Genomic DNA, 13145 nt, shown 5'->3' with positions numbered 1-13145 from the left:
CATCATGCACCCGTTCACCGTTTCGAAACCGTACGATATTCGAAACCGCTAACCATTTGAGCCGGCAAAGTTTTTTTAACCGCGATTTTTAAGCTGTCTCTCAGAGAGCCACGCTACCTTCAGGCCATAGAGGACGAAAAGTCCCAATCAGACGAACGCATGAAGCGCTCTCGGGTAAAACAAGGGTAGCATGAAGATGACGAACACCGTTATGAAGCCCGCATGGGCAGGAGCGACACTGCGGCTGGATCCGAACCGGTTCCCGCAACAGGTGAGCTATGCAGCGCGGGGAACCTCCGGCGATGTGACGATCACCATCGACGAACGCGGCGCCGTGCTGCGGAAGATCCTGACGGCCAGCGGCCTGCCCCTTTCCTTCGCCCTGCCGGCGCGTGCCTTCAAGGGGGTTGCAGCCCGGGCGATCGACCACGGCGACGGCCAGGTCACGGTGACGCTGGAACTGCACCATGAAGACCCCGAGCTCTGCATCCCGCTGTTGGTCGCCCACGACCTCTGCGACATCGCCGCCGACTGGCGCAACTGGTCGGAAGCCTTTCGCATCCCTATGCTGATGGTCGAGGCCGACGGCGTTGCCCGACCGCTCGAAGAACATCTCGGCGACATCCGTGCCCGCGAAACGCAGCCGCGCCGCCGCCACTCCTATTTCGCCGAGCGCCGTCCGCGCTTCCTGGTCCGCCGCACGACGGGCAAGCTGGGCGTGACGATGAAGATCTCCGGCAAGGAGATCATTGCCCGCAATTGAGACAGATCGGTCGTCGCGGCAGATGCCGGGCGGGCCGAAGCGTTAAATTCGCCTCTCCAGCAAAACAGCCCGGATCACGATCCGGGCTGTTTTGCGTTCAGAAATGGGACAGCCTTCAGGCGAATGGCAGAGCAGCCACGAGGCCGAGGAACAGGATCGCTCCGATGCGGCCGTTGAACTTGAACAGCGACAGGCACTGGGCGGGATCATCGATGTCGATCACGGCGATCTGGTAGCCCAGCATGACGGCAGCGACCAGCAGCCCCACAAAGGCGAGGAACCCGACACCGGCGGCGACGAAGGAGGCAAACAGCAGGACGAGCGTCAGGCCATAGAGCCCGATCAGCCAGAGACGGGTTTCGTCGCCGAAAAGGCGCGCGGTCGAGCGAACCCCGACGAGCGCGTCGTCCTCCTTGTCCTGGTGCGCATAGATCGTGTCATAGCCGATCGTCCATGCGACCGCCGCCAGATAGAGCAGCACGGCGGAGACCGAGAGCGTTCCGGTCTGGCCGGCCCAGCCCATCAGCCCGCCCCAGGAGAAGGCAAGACCGAGAAAGAACTGCGGCCAGTCGGTGAAGCGCTTGGCGAAAGGATAGATGGCGACGACGGCCAGAGACAGAATGCCCAGCACGATCGAGAAGCCGTTGAAGCAGAGTAGCACGGCCAGGCCGACCAGCGCCTGCACCAGCAGGAAGAGCTTGGCCTCGGCACGGCTGACGCGGCCGGATGGCAGGGGCCGCGACCGCGTGCGGGCAACGGCCATGTCGATCTCCTCGTCGACGAGGTCGTTATAGGTGCAGCCGGCCCCGCGCATGGCGACCGAACCGACGAAGAACAGGACGAGGTGGAAAAGGAAGACGGCGAAATCCAGCCGCCCCTCGCCCGCAAGGGCGTTGGCGGCGAGCGCCGCCGACCAGAAGCAGGGCCACATCAGCAACTGCCAGCCGATCGGACGATCCCAGCGGGCGAGCTGCGCATAGGGCCAGGCGGCGGGCGGGAGGACCCGGTAGACCCAGTTGTCGGATGGCGCGTCGGCGACGCGACCGTTCTGATCGGTAAAGCTGTTCATGGCGGATTGATAGAACAAAGCATCGGCCAAGGGAACCGCCGCGATGTCAGATCCGCCGTGGGATCGGCTGCGCCGTCAGTCCAGACTGAAGCCGAACTTGTAGCTTGCGGAAACGCCGACCAGAACCTGGTTCTTCGAGCCGCCTTCTTGAACCAGGCTGCTTTCGCCGGCAGGACCGACGAGGCGCTTGTATTCGGCAAAGGCGCTGGTCGACAGGCGGTCGGTCGCCGACCAGGTGAGTGCAGCGCCGGCGCCGACGGACTGCCATCCGCCGTCCGGATCATATTCGCTGTAGCCGGATGCCGCGGATTCGGCGGCGTTCACGCCGTAATAGGCCTTGGAATAGCCGCTCGTCGCATAGCGGGCGCGCGGTCCGCCGGAGAGCTGAATGTCGGGCGCGATGTCGGTGAAGGCATCGGCGGAAACGTCGGCGACGACACCGTCATGACTGCGGATGCCCTGGCGGGCCTCGCCGCGCAGGCGCAGAAAATCCGTCGGATAGACATCGACGAAACCGCCGAGCTCGCCACCCATCTTGACCTCGGACAATCCTTCGAGGTCCTTCGAGGTGTCCTCGTCACGCTTCATGATCAGGCGGCCGGCGACGCCGGCTCGGACGGCATCGGTCTCCAGAAGGCCGATCGAGGCACTGTCGTTGCGCGAGGAGAAACGCGGGCCGGCGCCCTGGCGGCCGAGCGAGATGATCGGCTGGAAGGACAGTTTCCGGTCGTCGGCACCTTCGTAGCTGGGGGCCGAGATGCCGGCACCGCCAAGCGTCAGGTTCCAGTCTCCCGACCAGAAGTGATCTCCTGCCAAAACTTCGGCATGAAGTGACGTGACAATGCCAAAGGCGAGAAGGACACGCGCCGGCTTTCGCATATTGCGACCCCATAAAACGAGATACAAAAAGAGGTTCCGCACGGGCGGAAGAGATGATGCCTCAATTTTGCACGAATGTTTTACGGAAGCTTTAACCAAGACGGACGGCCGCCTGGCGATCTCCGCCCGGCAGTCGGAAGGCTTGCCATCGTCTCAAAACACCACCTTTTCCAGCGGCGCGCGGCGCGCGTCGAAACCGGCGAGAAGACGCTCGCGCTCGGCGATATAGTCGCGATTGTCCGGAATGGCGGCATTGCTACGGGCGATCTGCATCTGGAAGATGAAGAAGTTCTCATGGGTGAAGGCCATTTCCGAAGCGGCGAGATAGAATTCCCACATCCGGACGAAGCGCGCGTCGTAAAGGGCCTCGGCCTCCTCCCGTCGGGCAAGGAAACGCTGGCGCCAGAGCCTCAGCGTGCGGGCATAGTGATGCGGCAGGATTTCGATATCGCGCACCAGCAAGCCCGCCCTCTCGACTGCGGGCAGGACTTCGGCCACCGACGGTATGTAGCCGCCGGGAAAGATGTAGTGCTCGATGAACGGGTTGTTGACGCGCGCCGGAAAAGGCTGGCCGATCGAATGCAGCAGCATCACGCCATCCTCCTTCAACAGTTCTGCAACCTTGCGGAAGAACAGGCCGTAGCTGGCACGCCCGACATGCTCGAACATGCCGACCGAGACGATGCGGTCGAACGGTGCAGCCTTCATCGTGCGATAATCCTGTAGGTCGAAACGAACCCGCCCCGCGAGGCCGCGTTTGTCGGCACGGCCGCGGGAAACTCTCAGCTGTTCGCTCGACAGCGTGATGCCGCTGACCTCGACGCCAGCGGCCTCGGCCAGATACATGGCCATGCCGCCCCAACCCGAGCCGATCTCAAGCACCCTCTGCCCCTCCTCAAGCAGGAGTTTCGCCGCGATATGCCGTTTCTTGGCGACCTGCGCCTCGTCGAGGGAGAGGCTTTCCGGCTGGAAATAGGCGCAGGAATATTGCCAGTCCGCATCAAGGAAGAGATCGAAGAGCCCGGCGGAAAGGTCGTAGTGATGGGCAACGTTGCGGCGGTTGTGGTTGACCGGCAGCAGGCTACGCAGTCTTGCAAACGCCATGCGCGCCACACCCCGCCAGATCATGCCGAAGGTTAGATCCTCGGCGAGCGTGTTCGACTTGATGAGCGCGACAAGGGCGTAGATGTCGCCCGCCTCGATGACGAGCCGCCCGTCCATGTAGGTCTCGCCGAGCTTCAACTGCGGGTCGGTGAAGAGTTCTTCTTCGGTTCGCGCATCGGCGAAACGCAGGGCGACCGTTGGCCCACTTCCGTCACCGAACGTCACCCGCCGCCCATCGGCGAAGGTCACCTCAAGCGATCCGGAACGCACTATCCTTTTCAGCAATCCTTCCAACTTCGAGGTCATTCCTGTCCCCCAAAAAGGCTTAAATTACTCAAACGACTAAAAACTAGCGCGTTTGCCGGGGCAGGCAAGCAAGAGATCGTTATAGACGATTCATAATTTTTGAATGGCCGGGGGAACGGGAGGCGCGTCGCGCCTCCCCTCGATACCTACTTCTTACGCATGGCCTCGGCGAGCGCGGCGCCAAGGCCGCCGATCGCCGGGGTGTCCGGCTTGGCTGACGGCCGGGAATTGGCATGGCGCATGGCATTTGCCGAACCGCGGGCATCGCGCATCGACGGCTGAGGTGCCTCACCGACATCCTTGCGCATGGTGAGCGCTATGCGCTTACGCTTCACGTCCACCTCGACCACGCGGACCTTCACCACGTCGCCAGCCTTCACCACCTCGTGCGGATCCTTGACGAAACGGTCGGCGAGCTGGGAGACGTGGACCAGCCCGTCCTGATGCACACCGATGTCGACGAAGGCGCCGAAGGCGGCAACATTCGTCACCGTTCCCTCGAGCAGCATGCCGACCTTGAGATCGGTGATCTCGTCGACGCCGTCGGCGAAGGTGGCCGTCTTGAAGCTCGGACGCGGATCGCGGCCCGGCTTGTCGAGCTCGGCGATGATGTCCCTGACGGTCGGCAGGCCGAACTGCTCGTCAATGAACTTCTTCGGATCGAGGCTCTTCAGCAGGGCGCTGTCGCCCATCAGGCTGCGAAGATCGCGGCCGCAGGCGGCGACGATCTTCTTGGCGACCCCATAGGCTTCCGGGTGAACGGACGATGCGTCGAGCGGTTCCTTGCCGTTCGGAATGCGCAGGAAGCCGGCGCACTGCTCGAAGGTGCGGGCGCCGAGGCGCGGCACTTTCAGAAGATCCTTGCGGCTCTCGAACGGGCCGGTCTGGTCGCGATGGGTGACGATCGCCTCGGCGATCGATCCGCCGAGACCGGACACCCGGGCGAGAAGCGGAATGGAGGCGGTGTTCAGGTCCACGCCGACGGCGTTCACCGCATCCTCCACCACAGCATCGAGCGAGCGGCCGAGCTTGCCCTGGTCGACATCGTGTTGATACTGGCCGACGCCGATCGACTTCGGCTCGATCTTGACGAGTTCGGCGAGCGGATCCTGCAGGCGACGGGCGATCGAGACGGCACCACGCAGCGACACATCGAGGCCAGGGAACTCCTTTGCCGCGGTCTCGGAGGCCGAATAGACCGAGGCGCCGGCTTCCGAAACGATGACCTTGGTCGGCTTCGGCGCGGTTGCGGGGAACTGCGACAGCATGTCGGCGACCAGTTTTTCCGTCTCGCGGCTGCCGGTCCCGTTGCCAATCGCGATCAGTTCGACCTTGTGCTTGCGGATCAGACCCGCGAGTTCGACCTGGGTGCCGCGCACGTCGTTCTTCGGCGGGAAGGGATAGACGGTCGTCGTTTCGAGCAGCTTGCCCGTACCATCAACGATGGCGACCTTGACCCCGGTGCGGATGCCCGGGTCGAGCCCCATGGTCGGGCGCGAGCCGGCGGGGGCGGCGAGCAGGAGGTCTTTCAGATTGCGGGCAAAAACGTGGATCGCCTCTTCCTCGGCGCGCTCCCTGAGCTCGCGCATCAGGTCGAGCGACAGCGAGACGGAGAGCTTGACGCGCCAGGTCCAGCCGGCGACGTCCATGAGCCACTGGTCGCCCGGTCCCTTCTGGCCGATCTCGAAGGCGGCGGCGATGGTGCGTTGGGCTGGCTTGACCGGCGACGGATCGTCCTTGTCGACCTCTATCGACAAGGTCAGCATCTCCTCGTTCCAGCCGCGCAGCATGGCGAGCGCGCGGTGACCGGGCACGGTCGCCCAGCGTTCCGAATGGGCAAAATAGTCGGCAAACTTCTCGCCGGCCGCTTCCTTGCCCTCGACCACCTTGGAATAAAGGATCGCGCGATCCTTCATGTCATTGCGCAGGCGGCCGATGAGGTCGGCGTTCTCCGAAATTGCCTCGGCGACGATGTCGCGCGCGCCCTCGAGCGCTGCCTTCACATCCGGCACGTCCGCAGTGACATAGCCTTCGGCCAGTTTTGCGGGATCGGCGGTGCGATCGGCCCAGATGGCGTCCGCCAGCGGCTGCAGACCCTTTTCGCGGGCGATCTCGGCGCGGGTGCGGCGCTTCGGCTTGTAGGGCAGATAGATGTCTTCGAGTTCCGCCTTGGTCGAGACGGTGAAGATCTTGCGCATCAGCTCGTCGGTCATCTTGCCCTGCGAGGTGATGGATTCGACGATCGCCTTGCGGCGGGCGCCCAGTTCGCGCAGATAGGCAAGACGGTCGGACAGATTGCGCAGCTGCGTATCATCCAGCCCGCCGGTCACTTCCTTGCGGTAACGGGCGACGAAGGGAACGGTCGCACCTTCGTCGAGAAGCTCGACGGCCGCCAGAACCTGTTCCGGCCGGGCGTTGATTTCGGTGGCGATGATCGCGGCGATGGATTTCAAATCGTCGGCCATGGGCATTCTCCAAATTCACGAGCGGCGACCATAGCCGCGACTGTGGCGAAGGCAACAAATCGCGCGGCCCCTCCACAGGAATGCAGAGCTTCTGGGTTTTTCCTTGACCTTTGCGCCCCCTGCCCTTAACCGCCGGGCATTCCCACGGCATTCGGAGGACGGGCGATGAAAGTTCTGTTGATCGGTTCGGGCGGACGCGAGCACGCACTGGCCTGGAAGCTGGCACAATCGCCGCGCCTCACCAAGCTTTTCGCCGCTCCCGGCAATCCCGGTATCGCCGATCATGCGACGCTTGTCCCTATCGGCGTCGACGATCACGAGGGCCTTCTCGCCTTCTGCCGTGGCCATGCAATCGACTTCGTCATCGTCGGCCCCGAGGCCCCGCTGGTGGCCGGGCTTGCCGACCAGCTGCGGGCAGAGGGTTTTGCCGTGTTCGGCCCGTCGGCTGCCGCGGCCCAGCTGGAAGGCTCCAAGGGCTTCACCAAGGATGTCTGCGCCCGTTACGACATTCCGACCGGCGCCTATCAGCGCTTCAACAATGCGCCGAAGGCGAAGGCCTATGTGCGTGCCCAGGGCGCGCCGATCGTCATCAAGGCCGACGGGCTTGCGGCCGGCAAGGGCGTAACGGTTGCCATGACGATTGAGGAGGCGCTTTCGGCGATCGACGACTGCTTCGAGGGTGCCTTCGGCACGGCCGGGGCAGAAGTCGTGGTCGAGGCCTTCCTCGACGGCGAGGAAGCAAGCTTCTTCTGCCTCTCCGACGGAAAGACGCTTCTGCCGCTGGCGACCGCCCAGGACCACAAGCGGGTCGGCGACGGCGACACCGGACCGAACACCGGGGGCATGGGCGCCTATTCGCCGGCACCGGTAATGACGCCTGACATGGTCGAGCGGACCATGAAGGAAATCATCGAACCGACCATGCGCGGCATGGCGGAAATGGGCATGCCGTTCTCGGGCGTCTTCTTCGCCGGGCTGATGATCACCGCCAAGGGGCCGGAACTGATCGAATACAATGTCCGCTTCGGTGATCCGGAATGCCAGGTGCTGATGATGCGCCTGAAGAGCGACCTGCTCGAGATCCTGCATGCTGCAGCGACCGGCCGTCTCGATGAAGTCTCCGCCGAATGGCACGACGACACCGCGCTGACGGTGGTGCTCGCATCCAAAGGCTATCCGGGCAGCTTCGAAAAGAACACGCCGATCGGTTCGCTCCCCGAGGCAAGCGATGGCGCCAAGGTGTTCCATGCCGGCACCTCGATCAAGGACGGGCAGCTGGTGGCGACCGGCGGGCGCGTGCTGAATGCAACGGCTCTCGGCACGACCGTGGCGGACGCCCAGAAGGCGGCCTATGCGCTCGTCGACCGGGTTTCATGGGACAACGGTTTCTGCCGCCGCGACATCGGCTGGCGGGCGATCGGGCGCGACAAGGGCTGATTTCGTCCCGAAATCCGGCAAAAAAGCGCAGATCGATAAAATTCGAACGATCCATCTGACCGGATGGCAACATTCGTCGGCTAAATCTCCTTCAAACAATTCGGGGATTTCGCCATGCGCAAGCTTCTTCTGACTGCTGTTCTTCTGGTCGCCGGCGGCCCGGCATTCGCCTCGTCGATCGAGGTCGTGGGCTCCGCAGCGCCGAAAAACACCAGCATCGTCGTGATGAAGTGCACGAACTGCCCGGCCCCGAAAGTGGCGGAAGACGCCAAGGCCTACAAGGTGCCGCAGGTCGCACCCGGATCGCAGGCCGCCGAAATCATCGAGGTCGACGGTGAGAAGAAGCTGAAGCGGGCCGAAGCCTGGCTCGGCGGTTCTCCGGTCGTGTTCATCAGTTCGGCAGAAGGCTGGTCGACCGACGGCACCAGAATCGCTGCCTCGGCAACCCTTCCCGATGACGGCATCGACGTCGACGCGACCACGGCTGCCGTTTCGAGCACCGGTGCAGCCGCCCCCATTGCCGCGTCGATGGGTGGGGCCACGTCTCCCAAGGCCCTCGACGTCTCGACCTACGAACTGCGCCTCAACTGAGGCCTGCCCGCTTCCCTGCCCCACTCCAGCCATACGATCCGGGCTGCACGGGCAATCCGCAGACGATGCGGGACAAACGCCTCGGCTTTGCCGGGGCGTTTGGTCGTTGAACGTAAAGGTCGCCCGACCGGAGACGAGACGAGGCCCGCCAGAACGTTGGAGGGAGGTCGCATTTACCACACCCGTAAACGCGCGTTTTCTAATTTATCCTTTAGTTTTGTATATTTAGGTCAGGCCTAATGCAGTCGCATTTGACACTATTTTCCTGTGAAAACTGAGGGTTAACTTATAGTCGGCACGCTATAATTCAAATTTTACACACTCCGCCCAATTCTGGGCGCATAACCCGGTAGCCCCATGATGGGTGCGCTGGCGAGCGCCAAGAGACCTCGCAGGGATCGGTAGGATACCGACCGGACCATTCGATTGAGCGAGGACCTATGAAAAACCTGAAAATTTCCCACCAACTCTTCATGCTGATCGGGGCCCTTATGCTCGCGTTCGGCGTGGCCACCGTCTTCCAGATTCGCTCCGCTTCGGAATCGATCTATGCCGAGCGCTACGACATGCTGCGCACGCAGACCGAAGCCGGCATCTCGATCATCAAGGGCTTCGACGAGCGCGTCAAAGCCGGCGAACTCTCGCTGGAAGACGCCAAGGCTCAGGCCTTCAAGACTCTGACCTCCGTCAAGTACGAACCGAACGGCTATCTGTTCGGCCTCGACTATGACGTGACGATGATCTTCCATCCCATCCAGAAGCAGGTCGGCCTCTCCCAGAAGGGCCAGCCGGACAAGATGGGGAACATGTTCCGCGACGCGATGGTCGCAACGGGCCGCAACGGCGGCGGCGTCACCGAATATTTCTGGGAGAAGCCCGGCGGCAAGGAAGGCGACGTATTCCTGAAGGCCAGCTACAGCCTTGCCTATGAACCGTGGAAAGTCGTCGTCGGCACCGGCGTCTACATCGACGACCTGCAGGTCAAGATCAACGCGATGATCTGGAAGGCCGTCATGATCGGCGGCAGCGTCGTGCTGCTCGGTCTGATCGCCGCCTACTTCATCATCGGTGGCATCACCAAGCCGCTCGCCGCCATTCACGGCGCACTGGGCGCGGTTGCCGACGAGAACGTGTCGATCGCCATCCCGCACACCGACATGGGCAACGAAGTCGGCATGATGGCCAAGGCCACCAAGGCGCTGCAGGAAAAGGTCCGCGAACGTCACGCCATGGCCGCCCGTCAGGAAGAGCAGCAGCACCAGCTCGACACTGAACGCCAGCAGAATGCCGACATGCAGCAGGCCGAGGCCGCGCAACAGGCCCGTGTCGTCTCCACCATCGGCGCGGCACTCGAAGAACTCGCGCGCGGCGACCTCACCATCCGCTGCGGCGATCTCGGCCCGAAGTATGCCGCTCTGCGCGACAACTTCAACGAAGCCCTCACCCATCTCGAAGCCGCCATGGCCAAGGTCAATGCCAAGGGCGTCGACATCTCCGGTTCGAAGGAAGAGATCCGCCGCGCTTCGAACGAACTGTCGCAGCGCACCGAGCGCCAGGCCGCCAACCTGGAAGAAACCTCGGCAGCCCTCGACGAACTCACCGTCGCCGTCCGCCAGACGGCGGAAGGCGCCCAGGAAGCCGCCAAGCGCGTCCACACCATCTCGACCGAAGCCTCCCGTTCGGATGCGGTCGTGGCGGAAGCGATCGGCGCGATGAGCGGCATCGAGCACTCCTCCTCGGAGATCTCCAAGATCATCGGCGTGATCGACGAGATCGCCTTCCAGACCAACCTGCTGGCCCTCAACGCCGGTGTCGAGGCCGCCCGTGCGGGCGAAAGCGGCAAGGGTTTTGCCGTCGTCGCCCAGGAAGTGCGCGAACTCGCCCAGCGTTCGGCTGCTGCCGCCAAGGAGATCAAGGACCAGATCTCGCGTTCGTCCGGCCAGGTACAGAACGGCGTACAGCTGGTCGGCGAAGCCGGCGAGGCCCTGAAGCGCATCTCCGACCAGATCAAGGCGGCGAGCGAAATCGTCACCAAGATCGCCCATTCGGCGACCGAACAGGACACCACGCTGCGCTCGATCTCCTCGTCGATGAACCAGCTCGACGCGGCAACCCAGCACAATGCGGCGATGGCCGAGGAAACCACGGCGTCCGCCGAGGCGCTGGCCAACGACACCGAGGAACTCCTGAACCTCATCCGCGGCTTCCGCGTCTCTGGAACCGGTGCCCAGTCCGCCTCGCTCAGCGGAATGGCCCAGCGCATGCGCATGGCCGGCTGAGACAGGCAGCTCCAACAAATGACACAAAGGCCGCCGGGGGAGACCCCGGCGGCCTATGAGTATATATGGCTTTTACTATAGTTTAATTTGAGAATTTCCCGGATGTTCAATTTAAGAATCCACCAACCGCGTGGATTAGATGTCCCTAAAAAATTCAAAGTTAAGTATGATAATTGTTTCAGTCGATAAATTTTATCATTTCGTTTTCCATTCGATTCTATTCTTTGCCTTGAAGGGACGAAGCCGAAGGCGATGATGCGCGCGGCCCCTGCCGACGTTCACCAGCATGCGATCCATCATCGAGCGCGTCTGACCAATCCCCCCAAGCCTCCTCCCGAGACATCAAAGATGAAGAACCTCAAGATTTCGCGACAACTGATTCTATTGGTCTGCGGCCTGGTCATCGCTGCCGCCGGACTTGTCTATTACCAGATCCACACCGCCACGAATGCGATCTATGCCGAGCGCTACACCATGCTGCGCTACCAGGTGGATGCCGCGCTCTCCATCATGCAGTCCTATTATGATCGGGAAAAATCAGGCGAACTGACGCCCGAAGCCGCCAAGGAACAGGCCTATCGGGAAGTCTCCGCCATCAAATACGGCGTGGACGGATACATTTTCGCTTACGACTTCGACGTCGTGATGCGCATCCATCCTGTCGCCAGCAAGGTAGGCGAAAGCGGCAAGGGCAAGCCGGATTCGGCTGGCAGCATGTATCGCGACGAGATGGTCTCGACCGGCCGCGCCGGCGGCGGCATCGTCAACTACTACAGCACCGTCAAGCCGGGTTTCCCGCAAGGTAACTACCTCAAAAGCTCCTATGCCAAGGCCTTCGAGCCTTGGAAGCTGGTGCTTGCGACAGGCGTCTACATCGACGACCTTCAGGCCCAGATCCGCACGATGACGCTGCAGGCCGTCGGTATCGGCGCCCTGGTGCTGATCGTCACCCTGATCGCCGCAGCACTCGTGATCCGCGGCATCACCCGCCCGCTCGCCGCTATCCATGGTGCGCTCGGCGCGGTTGCCGACGAAGATGTCTCGATCGAAATCCCGCACACCGACATGGGCAACGAAGTCGGCATGATGGCCAAGGCCACCAAGGCGCTGCAGGAAAAGGTCCGCGAGCGTCACGCCATGGCCGCCCGCCAGGAGGAGCAGCAGCATCAGCTCGACGCCGAGCGTCAGCAGAATGCCGACATGCAGCAGGCCGACGCCGCCCAGCAGGCCCGCGTCGTCTCCACCATCGGTTCCGCGCTGGCCGAGCTCGCCCATGGCGACCTCACCGTCCGTTGCGGCGATCTTGGTCCGAAATACGCCACCCTTCGCGACAACTTCAACGAAGCGCTCGGCCGTCTCGAAGAGGCCATGGGCCGGGTCAACCTGAAGGGTAACGATATCGCGGTGAGCAAGGAAGAAATCCGCCGCGCCTCGGGCGAACTGGCCCAGCGCACCGAGCGCCAGGCCGCCAACCTCGAGGAAACCTCGGCGGCACTCGACGAACTCACCGTTGCCGTTCGCCAGACGGCGGAAGGTGCTCGCGAAGCTGCCAATCGCGTCAGCAGCGTGTCCACCGAGGCACGGCAGAGCGACGAGATCGTCTCACGCGCCATCGACGCGATGAGCGGTATCGAGAACTCCTCGTCCGAGATCTCGAAGATCATCGGCGTGATCGACGAGATCGCCTTCCAGACCAACCTGCTGGCTCTCAACGCCGGCGTCGAGGCCGCCCGTGCGGGCGAAAGCGGTAAGGGTTTTGCCGTCGTCGCGCAGGAAGTCCGCGAACTCGCCCAGCGTTCGGCCGCGGCCGCCAAGGAGATCAAGGACCAGATCGCCCGATCCTCGTCGCAGGTCGAACAGGGCGTGCAGCTGGTCGGACGGGCCGGCGAAGCGCTCAAGCGCATCTCCGACCAGATCGCCGACGCCAACGAGATCGTCAGCAAGATCTCGCACAGCGCCCAGGAGCAGGACACCACGCTGCGCTCGATCTCGACCTCGATGAACCAGCTGGACACCGCCACGCAGCAGAATGCCGCCATGGCCGAAGAGACGACGGCATCCGCCGACGTTCTCGCCAACGACACCGGCGACCTGCTCGAGCTGATCCGCAGCTTCAAGGTCTCCAATGCCGGTGCGCAGTCCGGGTCATCACTCAAGGACATGGCGCAGCAGATGCGCCGCGCCAGCTGACGCGGGCATTCACTACCAGAACGAAAGCCGCCGGGAACACTCCCGGCGGCTTTCGTGTTTCT

General features: G+C 63.0%; 9 protein-coding genes. 5 read left to right on the top strand and 4 right to left on the bottom strand.

Annotated features, from left to right (window positions below; all coding sequences use genetic code 11):
• Positions 1–196 precede the first annotated feature (196 nt).
• The gene (locus tag ACX93L_RS11070) at positions 197–763 is read left to right on the top strand and encodes a DUF6101 family protein (protein ID WP_169590160.1); all 567 of its coding nucleotides are present in this window, start codon (positions 197–199) and stop codon (positions 761–763) included.
• Between the two features lie 115 nt (positions 764–878).
• On the opposite strand, the gene ubiA is transcribed toward ACX93L_RS11070, so the two are convergent.
• The 4 genes from ubiA to ACX93L_RS11050 form a co-directional block, all read right to left on the bottom strand.
• On the bottom strand, positions 879–1832 hold the full coding sequence (ubiA, locus tag ACX93L_RS11065) for a 4-hydroxybenzoate octaprenyltransferase (protein ID WP_459404881.1): 954 nt from the start codon (positions 1830–1832) through the stop codon (positions 879–881).
• Between the two features lie 75 nt (positions 1833–1907).
• On the bottom strand, positions 1908–2711 hold the full coding sequence (locus tag ACX93L_RS11060; protein ID WP_169590165.1) for a MipA/OmpV family protein: 804 nt from the start codon (positions 2709–2711) through the stop codon (positions 1908–1910).
• A 153-nt stretch (positions 2712–2864) separates the two neighbouring features.
• Complete coding sequence (locus ACX93L_RS11055; RefSeq protein ID WP_459404880.1) at positions 2865–4121, bottom strand: class I SAM-dependent methyltransferase; 1257 nt, start codon at positions 4119–4121, stop codon at positions 2865–2867.
• 146 nt (positions 4122–4267) lie between these two features.
• The gene (locus ACX93L_RS11050) at positions 4268–6586 is read right to left on the bottom strand and encodes a Tex family protein (RefSeq protein WP_459404879.1); all 2319 of its coding nucleotides are present in this window, start codon (positions 6584–6586) and stop codon (positions 4268–4270) included.
• 165 nt (positions 6587–6751) lie between these two features.
• Between ACX93L_RS11050 and purD the strand changes: the two genes are divergently transcribed.
• The 4 genes from purD (at position 6752) to ACX93L_RS11030 (ending at position 13083) form a co-directional block, all read left to right on the top strand.
• Complete coding sequence (gene purD / locus ACX93L_RS11045; RefSeq protein ID WP_459404878.1) at positions 6752–8023, top strand: phosphoribosylamine--glycine ligase; 1272 nt, start codon at positions 6752–6754, stop codon at positions 8021–8023.
• 114 nt (positions 8024–8137) lie between these two features.
• Entirely contained in the window at positions 8138–8614 is a 477-nt protein-coding gene (locus ACX93L_RS11040) for a plant virulence effector HPE1-like domain-containing protein (RefSeq protein ID WP_459404877.1), read from the top strand.
• 440 nt (positions 8615–9054) lie between these two features.
• A complete protein-coding gene (locus ACX93L_RS11035) occupies positions 9055–10893 on the top strand; it encodes a methyl-accepting chemotaxis protein (RefSeq protein ID WP_459404876.1) in 1839 nt (612 codons plus the stop codon).
• A 348-nt stretch (positions 10894–11241) separates the two neighbouring features.
• The gene (locus ACX93L_RS11030) at positions 11242–13083 is read left to right on the top strand and encodes a methyl-accepting chemotaxis protein (RefSeq protein WP_459404875.1); all 1842 of its coding nucleotides are present in this window, start codon (positions 11242–11244) and stop codon (positions 13081–13083) included.
• Positions 13084–13145: the final 62 nt, after the last annotated feature.

This window comes from Rhizobium sp. CAU 1783 (assembly GCF_054551725.1).
The sequence above is the reverse complement of the archived record's forward strand: the minus strand, read 5'-3'. Positions and strand labels throughout refer to the sequence as shown.